This window comes from Acidimicrobiia bacterium, assembly GCA_040881685.1.
Taxonomy (GTDB): domain Bacteria; phylum Actinomycetota; class Acidimicrobiia; order IMCC26256; family PALSA-555; genus SHVJ01.
Genome location: JBBECS010000028.1, coordinates 27,879 through 53,830, shown reverse-complemented (window position 1 = coordinate 53,830; position 25,952 = coordinate 27,879). Strand labels below are relative to the sequence as shown.

Annotated in this window: 28 protein-coding genes; 13 read left to right on the top strand and 15 right to left on the bottom strand. The window is 67.8% G+C overall.

Annotation, left to right across the window (positions count from 1 at the left end; translation table 11 throughout):
• Positions 1 to 10: 10 nt before the first annotated feature.
• From WEE69_06845 to WEE69_06830, 4 genes are all read right to left on the bottom strand, one after another.
• The gene (locus tag WEE69_06845) at positions 11 to 193 is read right to left on the bottom strand and encodes a hypothetical protein (GenBank protein ID MEX1145005.1); all 183 of its coding nucleotides are present in this window, start codon (positions 191 to 193) and stop codon (positions 11 to 13) included.
• 79 nt (positions 194 to 272) lie between these two features.
• A complete protein-coding gene (locus WEE69_06840; protein ID MEX1145004.1) occupies positions 273 to 572 on the bottom strand; it encodes a hypothetical protein in 300 nt (99 codons plus the stop codon).
• Between the two features lie 42 nt (positions 573 to 614).
• Complete coding sequence (locus WEE69_06835; GenBank protein ID MEX1145003.1) at positions 615 to 1,772, bottom strand: cystathionine gamma-synthase; 1,158 nt, start codon at positions 1,770 to 1,772, stop codon at positions 615 to 617.
• Positions 1,769 to 3,172, bottom strand: a complete 1,404-nt coding sequence (locus WEE69_06830) for a cystathionine beta-synthase (GenBank protein MEX1145002.1) — start codon at positions 3,170 to 3,172, stop codon at positions 1,769 to 1,771. The genes WEE69_06835 and WEE69_06830 overlap by 4 nt, the downstream gene beginning before the upstream one ends.
• 24 nt (positions 3,173 to 3,196) lie before the next feature.
• Here WEE69_06830 and WEE69_06825 point away from each other — a divergent pair, with 24 nt between their 5' ends.
• Positions 3,197 to 3,694, top strand: coding sequence for an SRPBCC family protein (locus tag WEE69_06825; protein MEX1145001.1), 498 nt, complete (start codon positions 3,197 to 3,199; stop codon positions 3,692 to 3,694).
• Here WEE69_06825 and WEE69_06820 read toward each other — a convergent pair.
• The 7 genes from WEE69_06820 to WEE69_06790 all read right to left on the bottom strand — a co-directional run bounded on the left by WEE69_06820 (position 3,691) and on the right by WEE69_06790 (position 9,897).
• The gene (locus WEE69_06820) at positions 3,691 to 5,091 is read right to left on the bottom strand and encodes an FGGY family carbohydrate kinase (GenBank protein ID MEX1145000.1); all 1,401 of its coding nucleotides are present in this window, start codon (positions 5,089 to 5,091) and stop codon (positions 3,691 to 3,693) included. The two genes, WEE69_06825 and WEE69_06820, sit on opposite strands and share 4 nt — an antisense overlap.
• 98 nt (positions 5,092 to 5,189) lie before the next feature.
• Positions 5,190 to 5,426: an exodeoxyribonuclease VII small subunit gene (xseB, locus tag WEE69_06815; GenBank protein ID MEX1144999.1), complete on the bottom strand. Its 237-nt coding sequence runs from the start codon at positions 5,424 to 5,426 to the stop codon at positions 5,190 to 5,192.
• On the bottom strand, positions 5,423 to 6,748 hold the full coding sequence (xseA, locus tag WEE69_06810) for an exodeoxyribonuclease VII large subunit (GenBank protein ID MEX1144998.1): 1,326 nt from the start codon (positions 6,746 to 6,748) through the stop codon (positions 5,423 to 5,425). The genes xseB and xseA overlap by 4 nt, the downstream gene beginning before the upstream one ends.
• Positions 6,738 to 6,914, bottom strand: coding sequence for a hypothetical protein (locus WEE69_06805; GenBank protein ID MEX1144997.1), 177 nt, complete (start codon positions 6,912 to 6,914; stop codon positions 6,738 to 6,740). Before WEE69_06805 ends, xseA begins: the two co-directional genes overlap by 11 nt.
• Before the next feature lie 53 nt (positions 6,915 to 6,967).
• A complete protein-coding gene (locus WEE69_06800) occupies positions 6,968 to 7,939 on the bottom strand; it encodes an LLM class flavin-dependent oxidoreductase (GenBank protein ID MEX1144996.1) in 972 nt (323 codons plus the stop codon).
• Positions 7,940 to 7,954: 15 nt separating this feature from the next.
• Entirely contained in the window at positions 7,955 to 9,406 is a 1,452-nt protein-coding gene (locus tag WEE69_06795; GenBank protein MEX1144995.1) for an aldehyde dehydrogenase, read from the bottom strand.
• Between the two features lie 143 nt (positions 9,407 to 9,549).
• The gene (locus WEE69_06790) at positions 9,550 to 9,897 is read right to left on the bottom strand and encodes a LysM domain-containing protein (GenBank protein ID MEX1144994.1); all 348 of its coding nucleotides are present in this window, start codon (positions 9,895 to 9,897) and stop codon (positions 9,550 to 9,552) included.
• A gap of 340 nt (positions 9,898 to 10,237) precedes the next feature.
• Here WEE69_06790 and WEE69_06785 point away from each other — a divergent pair, with 340 nt between their 5' ends.
• Positions 10,238 to 10,912, top strand: a complete 675-nt coding sequence (locus WEE69_06785; GenBank protein ID MEX1144993.1) for a hypothetical protein — start codon at positions 10,238 to 10,240, stop codon at positions 10,910 to 10,912.
• On the top strand, positions 10,912 to 11,808 hold the full coding sequence (locus tag WEE69_06780; protein ID MEX1144992.1) for an alpha/beta fold hydrolase: 897 nt from the start codon (positions 10,912 to 10,914) through the stop codon (positions 11,806 to 11,808). Before WEE69_06785 ends, WEE69_06780 begins: the two co-directional genes overlap by 1 nt.
• Here WEE69_06780 and WEE69_06775 read toward each other — a convergent pair.
• The gene (locus WEE69_06775) at positions 11,782 to 12,414 is read right to left on the bottom strand and encodes a VOC family protein (GenBank protein ID MEX1144991.1); all 633 of its coding nucleotides are present in this window, start codon (positions 12,412 to 12,414) and stop codon (positions 11,782 to 11,784) included. The genes WEE69_06780 and WEE69_06775 overlap by 27 nt on opposite strands.
• 129 nt (positions 12,415 to 12,543) lie before the next feature.
• On the opposite strand from WEE69_06775, the gene WEE69_06770 reads away from it, so the two are divergent.
• Genes WEE69_06770 through WEE69_06750 form a run of 5 tightly spaced genes read left to right on the top strand, consistent with a single transcriptional unit; the run spans position 12,544 to position 17,664 of the window.
• Positions 12,544 to 13,791: an alpha/beta fold hydrolase gene (locus WEE69_06770; GenBank protein MEX1144990.1), complete on the top strand. Its 1,248-nt coding sequence runs from the start codon at positions 12,544 to 12,546 to the stop codon at positions 13,789 to 13,791.
• Between the two features lie 15 nt (positions 13,792 to 13,806).
• A complete protein-coding gene (locus tag WEE69_06765) occupies positions 13,807 to 14,601 on the top strand; it encodes an SDR family oxidoreductase (GenBank protein MEX1144989.1) in 795 nt (264 codons plus the stop codon).
• The gene (locus tag WEE69_06760; GenBank protein ID MEX1144988.1) at positions 14,598 to 15,578 is read left to right on the top strand and encodes an LLM class flavin-dependent oxidoreductase; all 981 of its coding nucleotides are present in this window, start codon (positions 14,598 to 14,600) and stop codon (positions 15,576 to 15,578) included. The genes WEE69_06765 and WEE69_06760 overlap by 4 nt, the downstream gene beginning before the upstream one ends.
• A 3-nt stretch (positions 15,579 to 15,581) precedes the next feature.
• The gene (locus tag WEE69_06755; protein MEX1144987.1) at positions 15,582 to 16,340 is read left to right on the top strand and encodes an alpha/beta fold hydrolase; all 759 of its coding nucleotides are present in this window, start codon (positions 15,582 to 15,584) and stop codon (positions 16,338 to 16,340) included.
• The gene (locus WEE69_06750) at positions 16,333 to 17,664 is read left to right on the top strand and encodes an ABC transporter substrate-binding protein (protein MEX1144986.1); all 1,332 of its coding nucleotides are present in this window, start codon (positions 16,333 to 16,335) and stop codon (positions 17,662 to 17,664) included. The genes WEE69_06755 and WEE69_06750 overlap by 8 nt, the downstream gene beginning before the upstream one ends.
• 50 nt (positions 17,665 to 17,714) lie before the next feature.
• Here the strand turns inward: WEE69_06750 and WEE69_06745 are convergent, their stop codons facing one another.
• Positions 17,715 to 19,004, bottom strand: a complete 1,290-nt coding sequence (locus WEE69_06745) for an amidohydrolase family protein (protein MEX1144985.1) — start codon at positions 19,002 to 19,004, stop codon at positions 17,715 to 17,717.
• 148 nt (positions 19,005 to 19,152) lie between these two features.
• Between WEE69_06745 and WEE69_06740 the strand changes: the two genes are divergently transcribed.
• The 5 genes from WEE69_06740 to WEE69_06720 are packed head-to-tail and all read left to right on the top strand — an operon-like array spanning position 19,153 to position 24,559.
• Positions 19,153 to 19,890 carry an NIPSNAP family containing protein gene (locus WEE69_06740; protein MEX1144984.1) on the top strand — a complete coding sequence of 246 codons (738 nt, stop codon included), beginning with the start codon at positions 19,153 to 19,155 and terminating at the stop codon, positions 19,888 to 19,890.
• A gap of 48 nt (positions 19,891 to 19,938) precedes the next feature.
• Positions 19,939 to 21,117: a CoA transferase gene (locus WEE69_06735; GenBank protein MEX1144983.1), complete on the top strand. Its 1,179-nt coding sequence runs from the start codon at positions 19,939 to 19,941 to the stop codon at positions 21,115 to 21,117.
• Positions 21,114 to 22,319, top strand: a complete 1,206-nt coding sequence (locus tag WEE69_06730) for a CoA transferase (protein MEX1144982.1) — start codon at positions 21,114 to 21,116, stop codon at positions 22,317 to 22,319. Before WEE69_06735 ends, WEE69_06730 begins: the two co-directional genes overlap by 4 nt.
• 25 nt (positions 22,320 to 22,344) lie before the next feature.
• The gene (locus WEE69_06725; protein ID MEX1144981.1) at positions 22,345 to 23,976 is read left to right on the top strand and encodes an AMP-binding protein; all 1,632 of its coding nucleotides are present in this window, start codon (positions 22,345 to 22,347) and stop codon (positions 23,974 to 23,976) included.
• 16 nt (positions 23,977 to 23,992) lie between these two features.
• On the top strand, positions 23,993 to 24,559 hold the full coding sequence (locus WEE69_06720; GenBank protein MEX1144980.1) for a TIGR03086 family metal-binding protein: 567 nt from the start codon (positions 23,993 to 23,995) through the stop codon (positions 24,557 to 24,559).
• A gap of 66 nt (positions 24,560 to 24,625) precedes the next feature.
• Here the strand turns inward: WEE69_06720 and WEE69_06715 are convergent, their stop codons facing one another.
• Together WEE69_06715 and WEE69_06710 are read right to left on the bottom strand one after the other, a co-directional pair.
• A complete protein-coding gene (locus WEE69_06715; protein ID MEX1144979.1) occupies positions 24,626 to 24,874 on the bottom strand; it encodes a hypothetical protein in 249 nt (82 codons plus the stop codon).
• Position 24,875: 1 nt separating this feature from the next.
• The gene (locus tag WEE69_06710; protein MEX1144978.1) at positions 24,876 to 25,784 is read right to left on the bottom strand and encodes an NAD(P)-dependent oxidoreductase; all 909 of its coding nucleotides are present in this window, start codon (positions 25,782 to 25,784) and stop codon (positions 24,876 to 24,878) included.
• Between the last annotated feature and the right edge of the window lie 168 nt (positions 25,785 to 25,952).

The following is a 25,952-nucleotide window of genomic DNA, read 5'->3' as shown; positions in this document are numbered from 1 at the left end:
GGGTCGGTTGCTAGTGCTCCGCGTCGTCGACGAGCTCGGCCTTCGCGGCGGCGGCCGCGGCCCGATGACGGGGCGAGAGCACACCGAGGATGCGGTGCCAGAACATCTTCACGAGGATCGCGATGCCGGCGAGTCCGCCGGCGAGCGCCGCGATGAGGACGCTTCCACTCCCGGCGTCGAGGTACGCGAACACGCATGCAAGCTAGGCATGACCGCGGAGACGGTCAAGTTCGCGTCACGTTCGCGTGTTGACAGTCGAGAGGCGCGACGCGCTACAGCTCCTCGACCTCGACGACATCGAGGTTGTAGAACGTGGGCGGGCCGTCGACGAGCGGCATCCGCTTCTGCGCGAAGTCCGCGGTCTCCGGCAGCGCATTGTTCTTCTCGGCCGCTTCCTTCGATGGGAACTCCACGATGACGAAGTGCCGGGTCGGGTCGTCGCGGTCGACGGCGACCGTTGCTCGTGTGGACGTGCGCTTGCTTTCGGTGGCGGCCCGGTACTCCTCTTCGAGCTTGCGAATCTCATCGATCCTGGCCGTGTTGAACTGGATGATCTGCACGAACTTGCCCATCGGTGCTCCTGTCGTGGGTGGACGCTCGGGAGGGTACGGGCGTCACGCCACCGCGTCGAGTGCCTGACGAAGATCGGCGACGAGGTCGGCGGCGGTCTCGATCCCGACACTGAGTCGTACGAGCGCCGGGTCGACCGCGAGCGGTGAGTCCGCGACCGATGCGTGGGTCATGCGCGCCGGGTGCTCGATCAGCGACTCCACGGCACCGAGCGACTCGGCCAGCGTGAAGACGCGCGTCTTGGCAACCAACGCGAGCGCCGCCTGCTCTCCTGCCGCGGCGATGAAGCTGACCATCCCACCGAAGTCGCGCATCTGACGCCGGGCCACGTCGTTCCCGGGGTGCGTCGGGAGCCCCGGGTACAGCACGTTCGCCACGCCGGCGTGCTCACCCAAGAGTCCGACGACCGCCTGCGCGTTCTCGCAATGGCGGTCCATGCGCACCGCGAGCGTCTTGATCCCGCGTAGCACGAGGTAACAGTCGAAGGGTGACGGAACGCCGCCAGCTGCGTTCTGGATGAATGCGAGGCGGGCGGCAAGATCGTCGTCGTCGAGCGCGACGACCCCTCCGACCACGTCGGAGTGTCCACCCAGGTACTTCGTGCTGGAGTGCACGACAACGTCGGCACCCAACGCGAGCGGCTGCTGGAGATATGGCGTCGCAAAGGTGTTGTCGACGACCACCATTGCGCCCCGCTCGTGCGCGGCTGCCGCCACAGCGGCGATGTCGACGCACGTGAGCATCGGGTTGGTCGGCGTCTCCACCCAGACGACGCGGGTGCTCTCGGGCAACGACGCGGCGAGCGAGTCGGTCGCGGTGAGATCGACGGCACTCCATTCCACACCGGTGGGGCCGAGCACTTGGGACACGAGGCGATAGGTACCACCGTACGCGTCAGTCGGCAGCACCACGTGGTCGCCCGGCCCGACGAGCGCGCGCAGCACGGCGTCCTCCGCGGCCATCCCGCTCGCGAACGCAAGACCGTGCGCAGCGCCCTCTAAAGACGCAATGCACTCCTCGAGCGCGCGACGCGTGGGGTTCCCCGTCCGCCCGTACTCGAATCCGGCGTGCTCGCCGACGGCCGACTGCTCGAACGTGGTGGCCAGGCTGATCGGCGGCACGACCGCGCCCGTGCGCGGGTCGGCCGGCTGCCCGGCGTGGATCGCTCGCGTCTCGAACCCGGCGTCGTCAGTGGTGCTCATCCCGGTGACCTCTCGGCGAGGAAGCTCAGCACGTCTTGCGTTGTGAGCACACCGATCGGGTGCCCGCCATCGAGCACGAGGACACCCGCGGTGCGGTCGAGGTACTCGACGACCACCGTGACCGCCTCACCGATCCCGACCATCGGCAGTGTCGGCTCCATCACGTCGCGCACCGGCCGGTCCAGCACTGCGGGATCGTGGAACGCCTTGTCCATGAGCTGGAGCTCGGTAAGCGTCCCGCTCACCTCCTTCGCCGCGAGCGGGAGCTCGGTCGCCACGCTGACGATCACCTGCGAGACGCCGAGGTCGCGCATGAGCGCGAAGCCGTGGCGCGCCGGCTCGTCGGGCGTGATGAGCACGAGGTCGGGCATCGACCCGTCGGCGGCGCCGTGCTTCGCCGCGAGCACATCGCCCGCGACCGGTCCATCGGTCCGCAGGAACCCGAAACGCATCATCCACTCGTCGTTGAAGATCTTCGAGATGTAGTTACGACCGGAGTCGGGAAGCAGCACGACCACGAGGTGCTCGGGTCCAAGGTCGACACCCACGACAAGCGCGGCGTGGACCGCCGTGCCGCCCGAGCCACCGATGAGCAACCCTTCTTCGTGGGTGACGCGGCGCGCCGCCGCGAACGAGTCGGCGTCGCTCACCATCACCGTGCGGTCGACCAGCTCAGGGTCGTAGGTGGGAGGCCAGAAGTCCTCGCCAACTCCTTCCACCAGGTACGGCCGACCGGTTCCGCCGGAGAACACGGAGCCCTCGGGGTCGGCGCCGATGATCTGCACCGCCGGGTTCTGCACCTTCAGGTACCGCGCCACTCCGGTGATCGTGCCGCCGGTGCCGACGCCCGCGACGAAGTGCGTGATCCTCCCCGCCGTCTGCGCCCAGATCTCGGGGCCGGTGCTGCGCTCGTGCTCGTCCGGATTGGCCTGGTTGTAGTACTGGTTCGGACGGAACGCGCCGGGGATCTCGTTCGTGAGTCGATCGGCAACGGAGTAATACGAGTCGGGATGCTCGGGTGGCACCGCGGTCGGGCACACCACGACTTCTGCGCCGTACGCGCGCAGGAGCGCGACCTTCTCGTCGCTCATTTTGTCGGACATCACGAACACGCAGCGATACTCACGATGCGCAGCGACGATCGCCAACCCGACCCCCGTGTTGCCCGACGTCGGCTCGACGATCGTTCCCCCAGGCTGGAGGAGCCCGTCGCGTTCGGCTGCGTCGATCATCGCGATCGCCGGCCGGTCCTTCACGCTCCCACCAGGGTTCAGCATCTCGACCTTGGCCACGAGGTCGCACGCGAGATCGCGCCCGACCCGCCCGAGGCGCACGAGCGGGGTGTTGCCCACGAGGTCGAGCAGCGAGTCCGCGATCTGTGGCTCAGGGTCCTGGGGCACGACGTCACGGTACATTCGGGCCCGATGCAGGAGCACAACTTCTCGGTCGACGTGAACGCGCCTCGCGAAGAGGTGTGGGAGGTCTTCTGGTACCGCGGTGACGACCGACCGCAGCCGCGGGACGTGAATACCCGCATCGACATCCTCCATCCCGGTGACGAGGTCGGCGAAGGGCTGGTGCGGCATTGCCACTTCCCGGTCCCCCGCGTGTTGGGGTCGGGCGGTGTCGGACAGTCTTGGGAGTGGCTCACCGAGGTGAAGCCGTTCGATTCATGGCGCTACGACGCCGTCGGGAAGCCGTTGTGGTCACGCGCCACAGGACACACGCGCCTCGAGGATCTGGGCGACGGTCGCACGCGCATTCATTTCCGCGAGACGTACGAGACGTTCAACCCTTGGATGCGGCGCTTCGGACTCGAGCGCTGGGTGCACCGCCGCCTCTCACGAGACAACGACACGATCCTTGCGGCCCTGGAGGGCGGCGTTCGCTGGCACCGGAAGCGGCGCGAACGCGCCAGCTAGCGAGCAGCGCGCGCCGCGAGCGCGCGCTTGTAGCTCGAGCGGAGCTCGTCGCTGTCCACATGACGGTTTGGCTCGAGCTCGCGCGCGCGGTCGAGACCCCACGCCGTCGAGAGCTCCTCGGGCGGCGCGCTGTGCAACGCAGCGGCCGCGAGCACACACGCGCCTGCGATGACGCGATCTCCCTTCGGAACAGCCACCGGCCGGCCCGAGAGGTCGGCGAGCACTTGGGACAAGGAGTGGCTGCGCGCGCTCCCAAGCAGCAGTAGGCGACCACCGACGGGAACATCGGCCTGCCGGAGCGCCTCGATGTCGTCGAGCAAGCGGTGCCCGACCCCCTCCACCGCGGCGCGGGCCACGAGCGAGGGACTCGAATCGACGTCCAAGCCGGTCAGGATCCCCTCACGTGCTGGCTGATCCAGACGGGCGGCTTCGGCGGGAAGGAACCGCACACCGCCGGACCCCGGCGGTGCCTCGAGTGCGAGTCGGTCGAAACGGCTGTGGTCGACGCCGAGGACATTCGCGAACGACTCGAGCACTCCGAGCGACGCGAGCGACGCGACCAGCGGCAGGAACCGACCGGTCGCGTCGGCCAAGCCCGACACCTGCCCGGTCGGGTCCTCGGTCGGCCGCTCCCGCACGGTGAACACGCAGGCGTGGTCGAGCGACACGACGACGTCGCGAGGTTGCAGAGCGAGCCCGAGCGCGGCGGCCATCGCCGAGCCCGTTCCTCCTGCGATCACCACTCCCTCGCGGTCACCGGCGGGCTCCCCGGCGACGGCGACGCGCGGGAGGCACGGCTCCCAGCTCTTGTCGGGGTCGACGAGCGCCAAGAGGTCAGAGCGCCACTCGCCGTCGCGTGGAGAGAAGTAACCAGTTGACGACGCGCCACCGCGATCGGTGACGAGCTTACGACTCAGCCGAAGTGTGAGCCAGTCGTGCGCCAACATGACCTTCGCGACGCGTGCGAACTCCTCGGGCTGGGTGCGGCGCAGCCACGCCAGCTTGGCGATCGCGAACGACGTGTCGGGTACCGAACCACACGCATTGACCCATGGCTCGACGCCACCGAACGTTTCGACGAGCGACGCCGCGTCGCGCGCTACGTCTGGATCGGCGCCCACGCTCGCCGGCCCGATCACCTGGCCCTCGCGGTCAAGAGCCACGAGACCGTGCATCTGCGCAGCCACCGCGACCGCGTTCATGCCCAGCGCGCCGCCAGCATCGCGACGCGCGTCAACGAGCGCGTTCCACCAGACGTGGGGATCCTGCGCGTGTTCGGCCTGATCGGTCGGGGGGTGAACCGAGCGCCCCGACCCGAAGAGCTCGCCGCTCTCTGCGTCGCGCAGCTCAACCGCGGTGGACCGCGCCGCCGAGTCAACACCTAGCACGAACGGCATGAGCCGCCACCTTCATCCACCGGCCGCCCGGCGGCTCTCTTGGGACGAAACGCTACTGCCGCCCGTGGCCCGGCGCGCTCGAGCGGGCCAGTGACAACTCAGTCGGCTTCGTCGTCTTGTTCCTCGTCGTCGTCGGGATCGAAGTCCTCGAGGTCGGTGACGATGCCCTCGACCTCGGACTGGGCCCGTGCGATGCGAGCACGGCACGACTTGATGAGCTCACTCGCGCGCCCGACCCGGTCGGCCAGCACGTCCACGTCGAGCTCGTCGCCCTCGAGCTCCTCCAGGATCGCCTCGAGCTCGGCCATCGCCTCGGCATATCCCGGCTCGGTCACTCGTCGTCCTCCCGCCTGGGTCGCCTTCGCTGCGCGCTCCCGGCCGTCCGGCCAGCGCTTCGCTGCGTCTCCTCGACCCGGCTGCGGACCGACCCATCGGCCATCTCGGTGACGAGCTGGTCTCCCGAACCGACGGCTGCGACCGAGCGCAGCACCTTCCCATGCTCGTCGCGGGTGATCGTGTAGCCGCGCTCGAGCACACGGCGGGGATCGAGCGCGCGCAGTCGGTCCTGCGCGGCGTCGATGCGCTGAATCGCATGACGAGCACCGCGGCGGCCGGCATCGAGCACGCGCCGACGATGGCCGTCGAGCGTGTGCCGTTCGCGGACCAGCGCAACCGGCACACCGCGATGCATCCGGCGCGCGAGATCCTCGAGCTCCCGGCGGGCCATGGAGCACGCGCCGCGGGCCCGGGCCGACACGCGGTGCCCGACCCACGCCAAGCGCGCTTCGTATTCGTCAACGTGCTCAACGAGGAGTGCGGCAGCCGCCGTGGGCGTTTTGCAACACGTATGGGCAACCTCGTCGGCCACGGTTCGGTCGATCTCGTGACCGATGCCGGTGAGCACGGGCATGGGCATGACTGCGACAGCTCGGGCCACGATCTCCGTGTCGAAAGCCGCGAGATCGCTGCGCGCGCCTCCTCCGCGAACGATGACCACGGCGTCGACTTCCATGCCCGCCAACCGCCGCAGCGCATACGCGATGCGTCGAGGCGATCCGGCGCCCTGGACGCGAACGTCGACGTGCGCCAATTGGAAGGCGTGGCCACTCGTCTCGAGCTCGTGCACGAAGTCGCGGTAGGCGGCGCTTCCTCCGCTCGTGACGAGCCCGATGCGTAGTGGGACGAGTGGCATGTCCAGCTCGCCGTTCTGCCGCAGGATTCCCTCGGCCGTGAGCACGCGCACGACGCGCTCACGGTCGGCGGCCATCTTGCCCACCGTGAACACGGGGTCGATGGCGTTCATCACGAGCTGGAGCCGCCCGTTCACCGAGTAGAAGTCGACGCGGCCGCAGATGCGGACCTCGACGCCATCGGAGATCTTCACTCCGGGCGTTGCCCGCAGCGAGCGGTTGACCTCCGCTCGCGCATCGCGGAACAACGCGACGCGAAGCACGGCGCGCACGCCGTCACGCTTCTCGTTCTTCTCCACCAGCTCGAAGTACGCGTGGCCGTTCTTCGAGCGCTTCAGCTGCTGGATCTCACCGCGCACCCAGACCGCACGCGGAAACGTGGCGACGAGCGATTGTGAGATGACCTGATTCAACTCGTCGACGCTGAACGTCGGCTCGGAGTCGCTCAGCGACAGTTCAAGCTCCACACACTTGAAAGCCGTAACTCTGCGCGAGCTGACCGGCCTTTTCGAGGGGACTGCCGGGGCTGAAGTACGTCCCGACCGGGTCGTCGAAGATCTTGCCGTAACCCTTCTCAACCGCCTTGAGGACCTTCGTCACCTTCTTGTCCGCGGTGATCAATCGAGGCTTCATGCCGCCCTCTCTGGAAGTGGTGGCCATCATGACACGGCCCCTGCCAAGCGGTGTCAGGTCGGAAGCTTCCGTAACACCTTTTCGCAGTACAAGCGCAAGCTCTCCCATCCTTCTTCGATCGGCATGCCGCCGACCAGCGGATGGACATTGATCGACCCGTACTTGGTCGCGCGCTCGAGCGCTTCGTCGGGCGTCAGCACTTGGTAGATGCCTTCGGCTCGCAGCTCGTCGACCGTCGAAGCGTAGGAGTGCACGGACGACTTGATGTCGGGTGTCTGCCACGAGTGATACGTGGTCGCTTCGTGGAAGAAGTGCTGCCCGAGCTCGCGCCACACTCTGTCCGGGTCGTCGGCGACGTGCACGCTCGCGAAGTCGCTACCAGGATCCATGAAGAACCCCTGCGTGCCTTGCTCCTTGCACTGCTCGTAGTAGTACGGCTCGAGCCCATCGACAGCAGCCGCGGCGAACATCGGCAACCCGAACCGCGCGGCGCGGCGCGCGGCGGGCTTGCTCGTGCCACCGATGAGCACCATCGGGTGCGGCTGGGTGAAGGGACGCGGTGTGACCCGCACCGTGGTGCCGCGGAACTCGAACGACTCACCCGTCCACGCCTTCAGCAGCGTGTCCACGCACTCGTCCATGAGCTTGCCGCGCTGCTTCCAGTCCTTGCCGTGCGCGGCGTACTCCTCGGGTCGATAGCCCAACCCGAGAACGGTGGTAAGCCGCCCGCCGCTCGCCAAATCGAGAACCGCCAGGTCCTCGGCCACGCGGAGTGGATCGTGCAGCGGCAGCAGCAGCGCCGAGATCGTGATCGCCAGCGTCTTCGTCGTCCCGAACACGAGTCCGGCCATCATCATCGGTGACGGCGACCACCCGTTTTCCGCGCCGTGATGCTCCTCGAGCGTGACCATCGCCACGCCGTTCTCCTCGGCAAAGCGCGCCATCTCGACGAACGACTGGTACCGCTTGCTCATCTCCCCCGGCTCGAGACCTGGTTGCACACAGTTGAACCGCACCGTGCTCATGAACGCCATGGAGTGCTACCCGGCTGGAAGGATGATCGACTGGTACTCGGTGTACGGGTCGATCCCCTCGGGTCCGAGCTCGCGACCGATCCCCGACTGCTTGAACCCGCCGAACGGCGCGTTGAAGTCGAGGATCATCGCCGAGTTGATCGCCACGACACCGGTGCGCATCTGCGCCGCGACCGCTGCGCCGTGCTCACCATCGGTGGTCCACACCGAGCCGCAGAGCCCGTAGTCGGAGTCGTTGGCGATCTTGATCGCCTGCGCCTCGTCGTCGTATGGGATCACCGACAGCACGGGTCCGAAGATCTCCTCGCGGGCGATCTTCATGTCGTTCGTGACGTCGCGGAACACCGTGGGCTCCACGTACCAACCCTTGTCGAGATGGGCCGGCTTCCCGTTGCCGCCGACGACGGCGGTGGCGCCGGCCGCCTTGCCGGCTTCGAGGAACCCGAACACCCGCTCCTGCTGGCGCTTCGCGACCAGCGGGCCGATCTGGGTCGCCTCGTCGAGCGGGTCGCCAACCGTGAGTGCGCCGACGGCCGCCCCGAGCGCGTCGACCACTTCGTCGTAGCGCTTGCGGCTGACGAGGACGCGGCTTTGCGCACCGCACACCTGACCGTTGTTCATCACACCCGACTGCACGAGGTTGCCAAGCGTGGCCTCGTCGAGGTTGGCATCGTCGAGCACGATCGCCGCCGACTTGCCACCGAGCTCGAGCGTGAGGCGCTTGAGCATCCCGCCACACACCTCACCGATGTGCTGACCCACCGCGGTCGATCCCGTGAAGCTGACCTTGTCGATCCCGGGATGACGCACGAGGTGCTCGCCCGTCTCGCGTCCGGCGGCGACGATGTTGATCACACCGGGCGGAAGGTCGGCTTCGATGATCGCGTCGGCAAGCAGGTACGCGTCGAGCGGCGTCTCTGGCGCGGGCTTCAGCACGATCGGACACCCGGCGGCCATCGCCGGACCGAGCTTGAGCGCCATGATGAACAGCGGCACGTTCCACGGGATGATCCCCGCCGCAACCCCCACCGGCGCGCGCCGCACGAGCACGGGCGAGCCGAGCGCGCCGGTGCGACGGTCTTCCCACGGGTAGCCGCTCGCGAGGCCGGCGTAGGTGTCGAGCACCATCGTCGCCGAGAAGACCTGGCCCATGAGCGACCACGACTTCGGTGATCCGTTCTCCGACGAGATGATGTCGGCGATCTCCGCGCCACGCGATTGAAGTGCGCCGGAGAGGCGCTTGATGCCTTCGGCGCGGTCGGCGGCGGTCATGCGCGGCCACGGGCCGTCGTCGAACGCGGCGCGTGCTGCTGCGACCGCCCGGTCCATGTCGGCCGGCGACGCGTCGGGGACCGAGCCGATGACCTCCTCGGTGTGCGGGGAGATCACCTCGATCGCACCCTTGCCGTCGGGCGCTACCCACTCACCGCCGATGAAGAGCTGCTCGCGCACGTCCACGATCGCCTCCTAGGGGACTCGCTCCGGCTACGGAGGTTATCGGTCGCGACAATCCCGGCCCACACGAGCCGGCGAAGGCGGCGGCTTTGCCGACCGCCGAAAGCCACGGAGCCGTCGCTCGCGACCGCGACAGATGGAGTCGGCTAGTTGTTCTTCTTCTTGTTCTTCTTCAGCGTCGTGCTGGTGGTGGTGACGGGCGTCTTGGGCGGGATCTTCAACACCTGGCCCACGAAGATGCGATTGGCGTCGCCGATGCCGTTGGCGACGGCGAGCTCGTTGATCGTGATGCCGTACTGATCCGCGATCGCGGCGAGGGTCTCGTTCTCCTCGACGACGTGGGTGGTCTCGAAGAGCGTCGTCGTCGTCGCGGCGGCGCTCGACGTCCCTGTGCCGGTTGACACCTCGTTGCCGCCGCCGGCGGTGCAGCGCCCCAGCAAGAAGGCGAACAGCAACGCCATCACCCCGCCGAGCACCACGGGCGGGGGCGGCATGCCGGACGGCAGCCCGATCCGCCGTCGGGGGCTCCAGGGGTCGTGGATCGCCGTGCGCCGACGCGGACCGGCCGGAGCCACCCAGCCTTCGTCGTAGTCGGGGGGTGGGCGTCGCGGTGGGCGACCGACCGGCCTACCTCGCGGCACCGGGCGGACCCAATCGGGGTCGTCCGACCAACCGCCGCCACCACTCGGCCCGTTCGGCACAACTTGATTGTGGGGTGCGCGGGGCTTCCTCACAAGTGGCCCTCCTAGGCTGGCACTACCGTTCGGATTGCATGAGACGCAGCGAAGCCGTGGGCGGACGCCCGGGACGGCGCAGCGGAGTCGACCCGAGCAGGTGACCCAGGTCGACTCGTTCACGCCGTCCTCGACGATCGTGCGTCGATTGGCCCTGATGTTCGTGGGCTTGGCTGGCGTGACAGCTGGACTCGTCGTCCTCTTCCTCTGCATGCGTTCGGTGATGGAGATCGGTGGATCGTGCGCGAGTGGCAACACGCCGTTCGAGATCCGTCGTCAGTGCCCCACCGGTGTAGCGGGCCTGATGATCGGATCGATCTTCGGCGGGATCCTCTTCCTGGGCGTGTACGCGGTGAACGCGATCGGACCCAACCTCACGCTGCTGGGGTGGCCGGCATTGTTCATCTCGCTCGGGTACAACTTCGCCGACTACGGCATCGACCCGCCCGCGGGGTTTGGCGACGGACCTTCGTTCGGGTGGCTCTTCTGCGCGGTGATCTTCTTCTTGATGGGCGGTGTCCCACTCGTCCTGTGGATCATGTGGGTTCTCCAGAAGCGCGAGTCCAAGCTGCCGTCGATCAATCAGGCCAACCTGCGGGACCGCCTGCGGATGAGCACGGGCGGTGCGCCGCCGCCTGATCCCGAGGCGCGCCAGAGCACACTGCGCAACGTGGCGATCGCGCTCCAGTGCGCGGCGATCGTGGCCGGCATCTTCGGTGGCATGGAGCTCTTCGAGTGGGCGACGGGCTCCAAGGTCTCATTCGGCTTCCGATGATGAGACGTTGGGTCGTCGTCGCGATCGTGATCGCGGCGCTGGCTGGTGTGGCTGGGCCCGCGCTGGCCGGCACGCTGATCGTCGACGGGCTGGTCGAGACGATCGAGATTCCCTTTGTCGACGACAGCCGAAGTCGCGAGCTCGTGACGACGATCACCTACCCCACCGCGCTCGAAGAACCCGCGCCGCTCGTCGTGCTCGCGCACGGCAACAGCGGCCATCCGAGCAACTTCGTCCAGTTGATGGAGGCATGGGCAGGCGCGGGCTACGTGGTTGCGGCGCCCGCGTTCCCCGCTGGGAGCGAGGGCAACCCGGGCGAACTCCGCGATCAGGTCGAAGACATGAGCTTCGTGATCGACGAGGTGCTGAAGCTCAACGGCGACGAGACCAGCCCGATCTTCGAACGCGTCGACAAGCAGCACATCGGCGCGGCTGGCCTCTCGCTCGGCGGCGGCACGGTCTACGGACTCGTGTTCAACGCGTGCTGTCGCGACAAGCGCATCGACGCGGTGGTGCTCATGAGCACGCTTCGCATCACTCTCACTGGCAGCAAGGAGAAGTTCCCGCACCTCCCGGCGATGATGATCGCAGGCGATGCGGATCCCATCTCTCGGGTGACGGTGAACACGTATCCCTTGCTCTCGACCCCCAAGTGGATGGTGATGCTGCGCGGCGGCACACACTCCGACCCGTTCGAAGACACGCCAGATCCTGCCGACGAGGTCGTGCGCCAGATCACGACTGCGTTCTGGGACCGCTACCTCCGGAGCGACAAACCCGCGGCGCAGCGCATCAGGGACGCGGTGTCCGAATACTGCAACGCCGAGCTCGAAGTTGCGCTCGGCAGCGGATCGAGCGCGAGCGAGTGCTCAGGCGAGGTGAGTCCGGGGGAGTGACTCGATCCCGCCGCGGCGGAGCTCCTCCACCGCGGGAACGGGATCGGGATCGGCGAACACACCTTCGTCGGTGTAGTCGGACGGGCGCCCGGTGGGGTCCGTGACCCACCACGACGCTTCGAGCGCGATGCCGTTGGGGTCGTGGAAGTAGATGGATCGCATGATCCCGTGGTCGACGACCGAGGTGACCTCGGAGCCCGCCGCGAGCAACCGCTTGCGCAGCAGCTCGAGCGCGTGCTCGTCGGGAACGTTGAACGAGAGGTGGTCGAGCTGGATCGCCCGGTCGGGCGGACCACCGGCGGGCTTGGCGAACGTCTCCATGCCCTTGATCTCGAAGAAGGCGACGGTGTTCCCGTCGTGCATCTCGAAGAAGTAGTGGCGCATGGGCCCGGCCATGAGCGTGGCCGCCAGCCGCATCCCGAGCACACCGGCGTAGAACCGCACCGTGGCATCCATGTCGGGGGTGACCAGCGCCAGGTGGTTGATGCCCCGCCAGTCGGGGGCCTCGGGCAGGTCGGTGGATCGGGTGCCGCTCGTCATCTCGTCGCTCTCCGTCGGGTGCCCCGGCTCGTGCGCCGCGGGCACGGACCACGTCTCGGTTGTCATGTCTCGAGGGTACCCAGCGGGGCGCCTCCCCTGGTCGCCGCCGCAAGCGACGGCTCCTGCTCCGGCGGTCGGCAAAGCCGCCGCCTGCGCGGCCGACGCCAGTACCGACACTTGCGCGAGGCTGCACCCGTGACGGCACGGGGTGGAGCAACAAGCGGGTTCGTACTCGCGATGGTGCTGTCCGTTGCCATCGCAGCCCGGACCGCGACGGGCGCAGGCGCGGCGCGGCGGGCCGACAGCGCCAAGACGCCGGCGCCGAACGGCTTGCCGAAGTTCTACGCGGTGCCCGGCAACCTTCCTGACGCGCCGGGCGAGATCATCAAATCGCAAAAGCTCGAGATCAAGGGCCTCGGCGGCACGATGTACCGGGTGATGTACACCTCGACGAACCTCCGGGACGAGGTGATCCCGGTCACCGGCTTGATCGTCGTCCCCAAGGGCGAGGCGCCGAGCGGTGGGTTCCCCGTGCTGTCGATCGCGCACGGCACCACCGGCATGGCCGACGAGTGCGCGCCGTCATTGACGACGGAGAGCCGCCCCGAGACCAACGCGCTCCTCGACGCTGGATACCTGGTGGTTGCCACGGACTACGAGGGGCTGGGTACGCCCGGGCTGCACCCGTACATCGCGGGTGAGAACGCGGCCCGCAACACGGTCGATATCGTGCGCGCGGCGGTCGGATTCAAGCCGGCGAACGCGGGAAGCGACTACGTGGTGTGGGGCCACTCCCAAGGCGGGCACACTGCGATGCATGCGTTGATTGAGGCGACCGGTTACGCGGCTGATGTCGAGCTGCACGGCGTGGTCGCGGGCGCCCCACCGTCGCAATTCGCGCTGCTGTACAACTTCCTCAAAACGAGCGACTTCCGTCACTACCTGCTCATGGCCGGTGGTGGCCTCAACGCCGCGTATGGCGACGAGGCGGCACCACTCGACGCGGTGCTCACAGAGCGCGGCATCGAGCTGCTCGCCGAGCTCGAGAACGGCTGCTCGGGCTACCTCCAGAAGCTCGCGGGCGACATCCCCTACGAGGAAGTCGGCGACGTTGACCCGTACACGGTGCCCGAGTGGCGGGCTCTGCTCCAAGCTGACGATCCGCAGAGCTTCGAGAGTCCCGGTGACGTGCCGTTGCTGATCATCCACGGCGGGAATGACGAGCAGATCCCGGTCGCGTCGAGCGCGCTCCTCACGGATCACCTGTGCGACATCGGCCAGGCGCTCGAGCGATGGGTGTACCCCGGCAACATGCACGCGGAGGTGATCGGGCCGTCGTTCGCCGACATGATCGGTTGGATCGACGCTCGCTTCGCGGGTGAGAGCGGCCCGTACGAGCCGACGGGTCAACCGGACATCGAGGCGCGCGTCTGTGGCGTCTGACGCTCCGCTGACCTGATGGACCTGGGTCTCACCAACGCGACGGCGGTCGTCCAGGGCGGGACCCAGGGCATGGGTCGCGCGGCGGCGAGGTGCTTTGCCGACGACGGCGCGCGCGTCGCGGTGATGGCACGCACGCAGGCCGATCTCGACGCGACGATCGCCGAGCTGGTCGAGCGCGGGAGCCCCGACGCGTTCGCGTTGAAGGCCGACATCACCCGCCCCGACGAGGTCGAGGACGCCTTCCGAATCGTCGGTGAGCGGTGGGGCGAGCTGAACATCTTGGTGAACGCCACCGGCCCCGGGGCGGTGGCTGGCTTCGAGGACCTCACCGACGACCAGTGGATGGCGACCATCGACCTCGGCACCATGGGCATGATCCGCTGCGTGCGCGCCGCGCTCCCGCTGTTGCGTGCCGCGGAGTGGGCACGCATCGTCAACCTCTCCGCGCATTCCACCAAGCGTCAGAGCGCGGGCCTCGTGGCGTACACCGCGGCCAAGGCCGCCGTTACGAGCGTCACGAAGAACCTGTCGATGTCGCTCGCGGCCGACGAGATCCTCGTGAACACCGTGTCACCCGGGACGATCGCGACCGAGTCGGTCCAGGGCTGGGCCAAGAGCGTCGGGATCGACGGCAAGAACCTCTACGCGATCATGGCGGGCATCGAGGAACACTTCGGTCATCCGGCGCATCTTCCCCGTGCCGGTGATCCGGCGGAGATCGGCGCGGTGATCGCGTTTCTCGCGTCACGACGCAACTCGTACATGACGGGAGCCAACGTCAACGTGGATGGAGGTTCCGACTTCACATGAGCTACATGATGCGCTTCGATCTGCGGGCACCTTCGGGTGGCCCGAAGCCCGCCGAGCTCTACGCGGCAGCCGTCGATATGGCGGAGTGGGCCGAGAGCCATGGTGGAATGGCGATCGCGCTCTCCGAGCATCACGCGTCGCCCGACGGCTACTTGCCGTCGCCGCTCGTGATGGCCGCCGCGATGGCTACGCGAACGACGACCATGCCGATGATCATCGCGGCCTCGCTCTTCCTGTTCAGCGACCCAGTGCGTCTTGCCGAGGACATCGCGGTACTCGACCACGTGAGCAACGGACGCGTGTCCTACGTGCTCGGACTCGGGTACCGACCCGAAGAGTTCGCCATGTTCGGTCTCGACATGGCGAAGCGAGGCGCGCTCGCCGACACGCACATCGAGGTGCTGCTGCAAGCGCTGTCGGGTGAACCGTTCGAACATGACGGTCGCAAGATCCATGTGACCCCTGCGCCGCTGACGCCGGGCGGGCCGAGCATCGCGTACGGCGGCGGGACGGCCGCCGCGGCGAGCCGAGCCGGTCGCTACGGCCTCGGCTTCTTCGCCCAGTCCAACGGCCCCGAGCTCGAGCCCGCCTACCGGGCTGCGGCCGAGGCCGCGGGCCACACGCCCGGAGCCTGCACACTTGCCGATCCTGCCGCGCCAGCCACGGTGTTCGTGGCCGACGACGTGGATGCCGCGTGGGACGAGCTCGGGCCGTACCTGATGCACGACGTCTTGATGTACGCCGCATGGAATCCTGGCGATTCACACACGGCCAGCCTGTCGCGCGCCACGACCGCCGACGAGCTGCGCGCCGAACGGGCGTCTCATCAGATCTTCTCGATCGACGAGGCGGTCGAGCACGTGCGCACGGCGGGCTACCTCCCGTTGCATCCACTGTGCGGCGGCCTGCCGCCGGCGATCGCGTGGCCGTACCTCGAGCGCGTCGCGTCGCACGTGTTGCCTGCATCCGCTGGCTGAACCGTGGACGACGTCGCGTTCGTGCTGATCCACGGCGGCGCGATGTCCTCGCGGTATTGGGATCGGCTGCTCCCCCACCTGGCGCACCAGGCGTTGGCCATCGACCTGCCCGGTCGCGCTGGCAAGCCGGCCGACCTCATGGAGCTGACCGTCGACGACTGCGTCGCGTCCGCGGTCGCTGACGTCCGCGCCGCGGGGTTGGACGACATCGTGCTCGTGGCGCACTCATCCGGTGGGCTGTTCGCGCCTGGCATCGCCGCCGCGCTCGCGCCTGCGGTGGGGCACATCGTGCTCTCCGCCGCGACCGTTCCACTCGAGGGTGGAACGGCATTGGACGCGATGAAGGCCTCGCACCGCGACCGTGTCATCGCCGGCATGGAGGCAGCGCGGCGCGACGGCTGGGTGCTGCGAACGCCGGGCCCAGAGCCCGCGGACAAGGTGCGCGGCGCGTACGGCGGCGACGACCTCGACGACGACCAGATCGCGTTCATCAGCGACCCGGTGCGCTGTGTGCGCGACTCGATGAACGTCTACTACCAGCCGGTGCACTGGTCGACGATCGGCGATGTGCCCGTGACCTATGTGAAGCATCTGCGCGACCGGCCGTCACCGCCTGCACTCCAGGACGACAACATCGCTCGGCTCCCGAAGAAGCCGCGGGTCGTAGAGATCGACTCGGGCCACATCCCGGCGGTCACGCACCCAGAGGAGTTCGCACGGATCCTCAACGAAGCGGCCGGGTACTCTGCGCGCCATGACTGACCGCCACAAGTACGCGGAGCGCATGTTCGACGCGCCCGTCGATCTGGGCATCGCGCAGCCCGACCGTGCCGTCTGCAACGTGAAGTTCGGCACGAGCTCGTACCTCGAGGGCGAGGGCGGCGAGGGCAAGACGTGGTACGAGGGTGGCGGCACGCCGACCGAGAAGGCCGTGGCCGAGATCGTGATCTATCCGCCGACGCGCGGCTTGCAGACCCAGGGTGACCCATTCGAACCGGTGAAGATCGGCGTGCTGGTGGACATGGACCTCGGTCAGCTGCTCGCCGACTGGATCGACCCGTCGATCCTCGCGATCGAGGACGCGCTCAATGAAGGCGTATGGGGTCGCAGCCCGGTCGCATTGATCACCGCTGACGCGCGCGGCTTGCCACGCGAGAACTACCGGAAGCTGATCGACGGCTACAAGTGGCTCGTCGAGCAGGGCTGCGTCGTGATTCTCGGACCGATGATCTCCGACAACTGCCTCACGCTCCAGCCCGTCGCCGAGGAGATCGGCGTGCCCGTGATCGGCTGGACCGGTGCGCACCGATTCGCGAGCGACTACTGCTACACGGTTGCGAACGGCGACATCGCGACCGAAGGCGTGATGTGCGCCAACTGGTTGTGGCAGCGCGGCTTCAAGAAGGTCGGGATGTTCTGGGAGGTCGGCTCGTCGGGCCGTGACTACGCCGACTTCTTTCGCGACGAGGCGCTGCGCCTCGGGCTCACGATCACTCGCGAGGTGAAGCTCGAGCCGAACCCGCGCAACATGAAGGAGAACCTCGCGGAGATGCGCGAGATGGGCACCGAGGGCATCTACTACGGCGGGTACGGCTACGCGACCTTCCACTTCGCCGAGGCGTTCCAGGCGCTCGACTGGGACCCGCCGCGTGTGATGGGCACCGCCTTCATGTTCTATTCGAACTCGAACAAGTGGGCCGAGGGTCTCGAGGGCTGGCACGGCGTCGACCAGCTCGGTGAAGACGGTACGAACCCGAACTACGAAGCGATGGTCAAGCGGTTCAAGGCCCGCTTCGGACGTGAGACACGCAACGTGGTGGTGGCGCTCGCCTACGACACCGCGCGCGCCGCCATCCACGGCATCGCCAACGCGCGCATCCCGACGCCGAAGGACGTGCGCGACGGGCTCGACCGGATCCGTTGGATGCCGGCCACGAATGGCGGACCGTCCTGCTACGTGCAGTTCGGCCCCGGTGACCACAAGGGCTACAAGGGCGACTTCCTCACCATCCGCGAGCTGCGCGGCGGCGAGCTCCGCTTCGACGGCTACTACCGCCCGGAGTGGCCGAGCAATCGCGAGTCGTAGGCACACCGCCCGGCCCCCCATCCGGGGGTTGGGGGCTGGGAACGAACGAATCAGGCAGTGGCGTTTGCCGCGAGCTCGGCGAGGGAGATGAGCTCGACGTCGGCGTGACGGCCCTGGTCCATGGAGCGGATCGACACGTCGTGGCCCTTGGCCTCGGCGCGCAGCGCACCCACCGTGCACTGCTCCTTGGCTCGGTGCACGAACGGGTCGAAGTGGTACCAGCGAATCGCGTTCTCGTGCGTGATCTTGTTGAGATCGGCGTCGGACACGTTGTACTTCTCCGCCACCGCGTGCAGCTCTTCGGGTGCCGTCGGCCACGAAGAGTCGGAGTGCGGGTAGTCCTGCTCCCAGCAGATGTTGTCGATGCCGATCTCGTCGCGCATCGCGACCCCGACAGGGTCGGCGATGAAGCACGTGAGGATGTGCTCCCGGAACACATCCGACGGCATGCGACCCGGACCGAGCTCCTGCCCGGTCCAGAGGTGGTGCATGTCGTACGTGCGGTCGAGCCGGTCGAGGAAGTAGGGGATCCATCCGGTGCCGCCCTCGGAGAGCGCGACCTTCAGGTCGGGGTGCTCCTTGAACACGCGCGACCACACCAGGTCGGCGGCGGCCATGCAGATGTTCATGGGCTGGAGCGTGATCATCACGTCCATCGGCGCGTCGGGCGCGGTGACCGCGAGCTTCCCCGACGATCCCAGGTGGATGTTGAGGATCGTGCCCTCCTCCACGAGTGCCTTGAACATCGGGTCCCAGTGGTCACTGTGGAAGCTCGGGTACCCGAGCGCCGCAGGGTTCTCCGTGAACGTCAGCGAGTGACAGCCCTTCTTCGCGACCCGGCGGATCTCCTCCGCCGCGAGCGCGGGGTCCCACAACACGGGGATCGCCATCGGGATGAACCGGCCGGGGTGAGAGCCGCACCACTCGTCGATGTGCCAGTCGTTGTACGCGCGGGTGACGGCGAGCGCGAGGTCCTTGTCGGTGCACGAGGCGAACAGGCGGCCCGAGAACGCGGGGAACGACGGGAAGCACATGCACGCGAGCACACCGCCTGCGTTCATGTCCTTCACGCGTTCGGCGTGGTCGTAGCAACCGGGACGCATCTCCTGGAAGGAGGTGGGGTTCACCCCGTACTCCTCCTTGGGGCGCCCGGCGACGGCGTTGAGACCGATGTTCGGGATGGTCTCGCCGTTGAACACCCACACGTCGTCGCCGCTGTCGGTGCGAACGACCTTGGGAGCGCGGTCGACGTGCTTCGCCTCGAGCCGACTGTCGAACATGCCGGGTGGCTCGACGAGGTGGTCGTCGACGCTGATCATGATCATCTCTTCGGTCTTCATGACCTCACGCTCCCGTGCTCGATCTCGTTGAAGATCGTACCGCCGGTGCGCCCGGGTGCCACCCTTCCTGGTCGACTGCGCAGGCTCCGTCTCCTGAGCAACGAGCGGCAATGCCCCTCGTCGCTCCGCGTGCGAACATGCCCGTCGCATGGCCGACGACAAGGTCTACATCCACGAGCTCATCGACATCCGCGGCCACAACCGGGCCAAGTACATGCACCACATGACCGCCAACTGGGTGCCGGTGGCGATTCGCGAGCGCAACATGCGGTGCTACGGCGTCTGGGGCACCGTCGGCTCGACGGGCCAGTGGCCCCAGACCGTCAACATGTGGGAGCTCGACGGCTGGGACGGGTTGGCCACGAACTTCGAGCACGAGTTCTCCCACGCCACGCTCCAGGATCCGTCCCTCGCGGCGTGGTGGGCGCAGGCCGCGGAGTTCCGCCGCGGCGGGTTCGACCGGATCCTCGTGCCGGACGAGAGGACCCGCTCGATCGACGAGCTCATCGCCGAAGGTGTGCAAGGCGCGGTATTCGCGCACGAGCTCGTGACGCTTCCGCCCGGGACCGCGGGTGACTATCTCAGTGCGCTGCACGAAGTGGGGCAGCCGGCCGTCGAGGCGTTCGGGCTCGCGCTCGTCGGTGCGTTCTCGGTCGCAATGGTCGATGGCGCCGAGGCCATCGTCATCTGGGCCATCCCCGACTGGCAGACGTGGGCCGAGTTCGAGGCCGCCGAGCACGACGATCGCCTCGCCGCGTGGCGCGCGCGTCAGCGCACGATGGATGCCGGCAAGCGCCGCACGCTCATGGTGGAGGCGCCGCTCTCCCCGATGCGCCTCGGCCGCCAACCCGAAGAGTCCGATCGCCGTCCCCTCGACGAGATCTGAGTCGCCGACGCCCTGACGCCACTGTCAGGTGGTGCCAGAATCCCCTTCATGCCTGGCGCCCTCGATGGAGTTCGCGTGCTCGACCTCTCGTGGGGGATCGCGGGATCGCTCGGCATCCTCATGCTCGCCGAGCAGGGCGCCGACGTGATCAAGGTGGAGCCGCCGGGCGGCGACCCCTTCCGTGGCTACGACGGCTACGCGGTGTGGAACCGGTCGCGGCGCTCGGTCACGATCGACTTGAAGAACCCCGCCGGCGTCGACACGTTCCGCAAGCTCGCGGCCGACGCGGATGTGCTGATGGAGACGTTCCGGCCCGGGGTCACCGACCGGCTCGGCATCGGGTTCGACGCCATGCACGAGCTCAACCCGCGCCTCATCTACGGGTCGTGCCCCGCCTACCCCGACGGCCACCGGCTCGCGCAGAAGCCCGGGTACGACGCGCTGGTGCAGGCGGCCAGCGGTCAACAATGGGAGCAACCGGGCTGGCGTCTCGGTCCGATCTTCCTGCACATGCCGATGCCGAGCATGGCGGCGATGTTCCTCGTGCCGACCGGCATCCTCGCCGCACTGATCGCCCGCGAGCAGACGGGCCGTGGGCAGCACGTGCGCACCTCACTCCTGCAGGGCGCGTTCCTCTACACGACGCAGATCTGGACGTGGGCAACGAAGGGTCCTGGCGACTTCTGGACGACGATGAGCAAGTCGTACCCGGCCGGAAGCCACCAGCAGATGATCTTCGAGGTGTCGGACGGCTGGGTGCACCCGTCGATGATGAGTGGGCTCGCACCCGTGAAGAGCCAGGACGAGCTGCTCGGCGTGGACGCGAACGTCGACATCGCGAGCTTCGGGACGCTTCCTCCCGAGCAGCGCGAGGCGATCACGGAGATGCGCACGAAGGCCTATCTCGCGGCCAAGCGCGACGAGCTCGTCGAGTCGTTCCAGGAGAACAACCACGCCATCGAGCCGATCGTCCCGATGGGTGACCAGCTCGGCGGGTCCGGCGCGCCGCATCCACAGCTCGTGGCGAACGGGATGGTCGTCGACATCGACGACCCCGACCTCGGCCACACGACGCAGGTGGGACTGCCGATCCACCTCGCGGGCACGCCCGGCGCGGTCAAAGGACCGCGCCCGCGACCGGGCGAGCACAACGACGAGATCTTCGGCGAGCTCGGCTACTCGGCGAGCGAGATCGCGTCGTTCACGGGCGCGGCGGGTTCGTCGTGAACGCGCTCGAGGGCGTCACGCTCATCGACTTCGGCCAGTACCTGGCCGGACCGTTCGGACCGATGATCATCGGCGACCTCGGCGCCGACGTGATCAAGGTGGAGCCGATCACCGGCGACGGCATGCGCTTCGTGAACCAGCCCTTCATCGGCTGTCAGCGAGGCAAGCGCGACATCGCCCTCGACATCAAGCACGAGCGGGGCTACGAGATCGCCACGAAGCTCGTGGAGCGGGCGGACATCGTCCACCACAACATGACGGTCGGCACTGCGGCACGTCTGAAGATCGCGTACGACGACTGCAAGAAGATCAACCCCGACATCGTGTACTGCAACACCTATGCGTACGGGCTCGAAGAACCGTTGGGTCGGTTCGGCGGACTCGATCCGCTGTACCAGGCGACAGCGGGACTCGAGTACGAGTCGGGGCCCGTGCACGAGGGCAATCCACCGATGTACTACCGGTTCGGCATGTGCGACACCGCCAACGCCATGCTCTCGGTGCTCGGCTGCCTCATGGCCCTGTACCACCAGCGCCGAACCGGCGAGGGCCAGGAGCTGTGGACGTCACTGCTCGACGGTGGGGCGATGTTCTCGTCGGACGTGTTCCTCGTCGACGGGGAGACGCACCCGTACCCAAGGCTCGACAAGGACCAGACCGGGCTCGGCGCCTGCTACCGCCTGTACGAGACGAGTGACGGGTGGCTCCAGCTCGCGGCCGTCACCGAGGAGCACTGGCGCGCGCTGTGCACCGTGTTGCGCATGCCCGAGCTCGTCGACGACCCGCGCTTCGCCGACGCCAAGGCGCGTGACACGAACCGAGTCGAGCTCGAGGGGCTGCTCGGTGAACGGTTCAAGGACAGGACGGCGCTCACGTGGATGCGGCTCCTCGGCGACCTCGACGTGCCGAGCGAGGTGCCGATCGACACGAAGGGCGGCGAATTCGCGTTCTTCGACGCCGACAACGAGCGGCTCGGGCTCGTGGCCGAGTACGAGCACCCGATCCTCGGCACCATGCGCCAATACGGGTCGCTCATCGACTTCTCCGAGACACCGACGCGCGCTCGCGGCGCGCCGCCGATGGTCGGCCAGCACACCCAGGAGATCCTCGGCGAGCTCGGCTACTCGAGCGACGAGATGGACGCACTGAAGAACGACCGCGCCGTCTACTGGCCCGACGAGAACTACTCGTGGACCGTCTGACGCCCCCAACCCCCCGTTCGCAGTCGTGAGCGACGCGGTCTGGATCCCGAGCGAACAGCGTTCGTTGCCTGGGTTGCTCCAGGCGCGCCTCGATTCCGATCCGGACAGCGAGTACCTCGACGTCACCGGTACGAAGTTCAGCGCCGCCGACGTCGCCGATCAGGCCGGCCGCTTTGCCGGCGCGCTCGCGCAGCTCGGCGTGCAACGCGGTGACCGCGTGGCCACCCTCATGGAGAACGCGCCCGAGGGGATGCTCTCGTGGTGGGGATCGGTGCTCAATGGCGTGATCTGTGCGCCCATCAACTCGGCATACAAGGGCGACTACCTCCGCCACCAGCTCGTCGACTCCGGCTCCCGCGTGGTCGTGGTCCAAGGTGATCTCGCATCGCGCGTCGCCGCCATCGCGCACGAGATCGACTGCCTCGAGCACGTCGTCGTCGTCGGTGAACCCGACGAGGCCATCACCGGACCCAAGATGCACGACTGGACCCAGCTGCTCAGCATCGATGCGATCGCCCCGAATCTGGACGTCGGACCGGCCGACCTCGCCACGTTCATCTACACCGGCGGCACGACGGGCCCGTCGAAGGGCTGCATGCTCAGCCACAACTACTCCGCCGGGCTCGCCGACCAGATCAGCTTGTGCTGGCGCCGTACGCCTGACGACGTCGTGTGGTCTGCGCTACCGCTGTTCCACTTCAACGCCATCTCGGTGTGCATGGTGGGTGCGCTCTCGACCGGTGGCCGGGCCGCCGTCTCGGGCAAGTTCTCGGTGTCGGGCTTCTGGTCCGACATGAACCGGGTCGGCGCAACGATCGTGTCGCTGCTCGGCTCGATGGCGTACCTGCTCGCGAACGACGAAGACCGGGCCGAGATGCCGGGATCCGGCGCGCCCGAAGCCAACACGACGCTGCGACTCATCGGTGCCGCGCCGATGCCCATGGAGATCGATCAGCAGCTGCGCAAGCGGTTCGATGTCGACGTGTTCAGCGGTGCGTACGGGCTCACCGAGGCCAGCCTCGTGTCGTGGTCGCCCGTGGGCGTGGAGAACCGGGCGAACGCGGCGGGCGTGATCAACGACGAGTACTTCGACGTCCGCATCTTCGACGATGACGACAACGAGCTGCCCCGCAACACCGACGGCGAGATCGTGTGCCGGCCGAAGCGGCCGCATGTGATGTTCGAGGGCTACTGGGGAAACGACGCGGCAACCGTGAAGACCAACCGCAACTACTGGTACCACACGGGCGACATCGGCCGGATCGACGGCGACGACTACCTCTACTTCGTGGACCGCAAGGCCGACTACCTACGGCGGCGCGGCGAGAACATCTCGAGCTTCGAGGTGGAGAAGATCGTGATGCGGCACGAGGCGATCGTGGATGTGGTTGTACACGCGGTGCCGAGCGAGATGACCGAAGACGACCTGAAGCTCACCGCGACGCGAACACCAGGATCCTCGCTGACCGAGGAAGCGCTCTTCCTCTGGTGCATCGGCGAGCTGCCGTACTTCGCGCTCCCTCGGTACGTGGAGTTCCGAGAGGAGCTGCCGCGCAGCCCGGTCGGGCGGGTACTCAAGCGGGTCTTGCGTGACGAGGGCATCACGAGTAGCACGTGGGACATCGAGGGCAGCGACGTGAAGTACGACAGGCGATGACAAAGGGAGAGGCACGATGAGCACTCAAGGGCTGGAGCAGGCGTTCGCAACGACGCGAGGCGTGCTCGAGAACGTGAAGGCCGATCAGATGGATGACGCCACGCCGTGCGCGTCGTGGAAGGTCAAGGACGTGGTCAACCACATCGTGGCAGGGAGCCAGTGGTTCGGGAAGTCCATGGACGCGGGCGAGAGCCAGGAAGACGGTCTCGACCAGGACTTCTCATCCGAGGACTACCTGAGCCTTTACGACAGCGGCGTGAAGAACTCGGTGGCCGCGTTCGGGAAGCCGGGCGCACTCGAGAAGACCGTGAAGCTGCCATTCGGTGAGTTCCCTGGCGCCGCGTTCATGGGTCTCGCCACGACCGACGCGTTCACGCACGCGTGGGACCTCGCCAAGTCGACCGGGCAGAACACGGACCTCGACCCCGCGTTCGCAGCGCAGCTCCTCGAAGGGGCGAAGGCCTCGATCCCGGACCAGTTCCGCGGTGAAGACACCAAGATGCCATTCGGCCCCGAGCAGAAGGCCCCCGCCGGCGCCAGCAACGCCGACCAGCTCGCAGCCTTCCTCGGCCGCAAGGTCTAGCCCGAACCCTGGTCGCGCTCGCTCGGCGGCAGGGTACCTGCCGCCGCCCTGCGGGACGCTCGCCAGCTAGGGCCGCACCTGGGTGCGGGCTTCGTGGACAGCGGCGGCGGTGATGCGCTCGTCGAACTCGTCGACCTTCTCGGCGATCTCGGCATCGGTCGCGAGTGGGTAGCGCTCGCGAGCACGTGCGAATCGGTCGTTGCGGTTGAGGCGCGCGGCCACGGCTTGGTCGGACGCCGTGCGGAGCGCGGGATCGTCTTCGAACAAGTAGGTCAGCTGCCCGGCGAGGACGCTGACACTCGGCGGTTCGGTCATCTCACTCCTCTCGCAACGTGAGCTCGGGATGAAGCGCTTCGACCGTTCGTCGCATGCCTTCGCGCCACGCCACGGTGCACTCCCCCAGCACCTGATGCATGTGTGTCACGTCGGCGGCGAGCGGCCAATAGGCATCGTCTCGGTAGGTGATCTGCGGTTCCTTGCCCACGAGCGCGCCCAAGTAGGAGAGATAGTCCTCGGCGCTCACCGTCTCGGAGCCCGCGAAGTTCGCGACGACCGGCGGTGATCCGCCAACTTCGAGCGCCCGGATGCCGAGCGCGACGTAGTCGTCCTCGTAGATCGGGTTGTAGTTGTTCGGCGCGTCGGAGTGCAGAACGATGCTCTTGCCCGCGAGGAGCCGCTCGAAGCGGTCCACCGGTGCGCCACCCTCTGGTCCGTAGGTCGAGAAGATCCGGATGATCGTGCACCCGGTGCCGGACTCTCGCGACATGTGCTGCACGAGCTGTTCCGCGGCCGTCTTCGACACGCTGTACGGACCGAGGTGCACGCCGGGCGGATCGTTCTCGCGCAGCGGCCGCCGGCCCTGGTAGGCGTACTGCGAGCCCGTCGAGCACAGCGCGAAGCCGGCGACGCCCGCGTAGCGACGCAACAGGCGCCCGGTGGCCTGCACGTTGACCTCGAACTGCCACTCCCACTCGGCCGGCGGGATGTTGAGCGCCGCGCCCGCGTGGAACACGTAGTCGGCATCGGGGAGCTCGCGCTCGTCGTCACGACCGAGCTCGAAGCGCAGCGGCGTGACTCCCGCCGCCGACAGCCGCTCACGCGCCGTCGAGTCAGAGAAGCGCGCAACGCCGATGACCTCGTTGCCGCGTGCGGCCAGCGCACGGGCGATCGGGAACGCGACTCGACCGGTCGCCCCGGTCACGACCACCCGCGCGCCTTCGATCATGGGGATCTCGCCCCTTGCTCGGCCATCGCGTCTCCTGGTTTGTGAGTACCGTTCGCCGCAGCAAGCCCGCTGCCGGAATCGGGGTCCATGCGGCGATCGGGTGGGTTCGTTGCTCGCGGATGCATGATCGCACTCGCGGCCGGGGTGCTGTTGACCGCCTGCGGCGGC

Excerpts from the sequence above, each read along its gene's own strand:
- WEE69_06715 (MEX1144979.1), bottom strand. The coding sequence starts at position 24,874 with ATGACCGAACCGCCGAGTGTCAGCGTCCTCGCCGGGCAGCTGACCTAC.
- WEE69_06710 (MEX1144978.1), bottom strand. The coding sequence starts at position 25,784 with ATGATCGAAGGCGCGCGGGTGGTCGTGACCGGGGCGACCGGTCGAGTC.
- WEE69_06780 (MEX1144992.1), top strand. The coding sequence starts at position 10,912 with ATGAGACGTTGGGTCGTCGTCGCGATCGTGATCGCGGCGCTGGCTGGT.
- WEE69_06735 (MEX1144983.1), top strand. The coding sequence starts at position 19,939 with ATGCCTGGCGCCCTCGATGGAGTTCGCGTGCTCGACCTCTCGTGGGGG.
- WEE69_06790 (MEX1144994.1), bottom strand. The coding sequence starts at position 9,897 with ATGCCGCCCCCGCCCGTGGTGCTCGGCGGGGTGATGGCGTTGCTGTTC.
- WEE69_06760 (MEX1144988.1), top strand. The coding sequence starts at position 14,598 with ATGAGCTACATGATGCGCTTCGATCTGCGGGCACCTTCGGGTGGCCCG.
- WEE69_06805 (MEX1144997.1), bottom strand. The coding sequence starts at position 6,914 with ATGAAGCCTCGATTGATCACCGCGGACAAGAAGGTGACGAAGGTCCTC.
- WEE69_06800 (MEX1144996.1), bottom strand. The coding sequence starts at position 7,939 with ATGAGCACGGTGCGGTTCAACTGTGTGCAACCAGGTCTCGAGCCGGGG.
- WEE69_06820 (MEX1145000.1), bottom strand. The coding sequence starts at position 5,091 with ATGCCGTTCGTGCTAGGTGTTGACTCGGCGGCGCGGTCCACCGCGGTT.
- WEE69_06825 (MEX1145001.1), top strand. The coding sequence starts at position 3,197 with ATGCAGGAGCACAACTTCTCGGTCGACGTGAACGCGCCTCGCGAAGAG.
- WEE69_06745 (MEX1144985.1), bottom strand. The coding sequence starts at position 19,004 with ATGAAGACCGAAGAGATGATCATGATCAGCGTCGACGACCACCTCGTC.
- WEE69_06775 (MEX1144991.1), bottom strand. The coding sequence starts at position 12,414 with ATGACAACCGAGACGTGGTCCGTGCCCGCGGCGCACGAGCCGGGGCAC.
- WEE69_06835 (MEX1145003.1), bottom strand. The coding sequence starts at position 1,772 with ATGAGCACCACTGACGACGCCGGGTTCGAGACGCGAGCGATCCACGCC.
- WEE69_06740 (MEX1144984.1), top strand. The coding sequence starts at position 19,153 with ATGGCCGACGACAAGGTCTACATCCACGAGCTCATCGACATCCGCGGC.
- WEE69_06840 (MEX1145004.1), bottom strand. The coding sequence starts at position 572 with ATGGGCAAGTTCGTGCAGATCATCCAGTTCAACACGGCCAGGATCGAT.
- WEE69_06720 (MEX1144980.1), top strand. The coding sequence starts at position 23,993 with ATGAGCACTCAAGGGCTGGAGCAGGCGTTCGCAACGACGCGAGGCGTG.
- WEE69_06765 (MEX1144989.1), top strand. The coding sequence starts at position 13,807 with ATGGACCTGGGTCTCACCAACGCGACGGCGGTCGTCCAGGGCGGGACC.
- WEE69_06750 (MEX1144986.1), top strand. The coding sequence starts at position 16,333 with ATGACTGACCGCCACAAGTACGCGGAGCGCATGTTCGACGCGCCCGTC.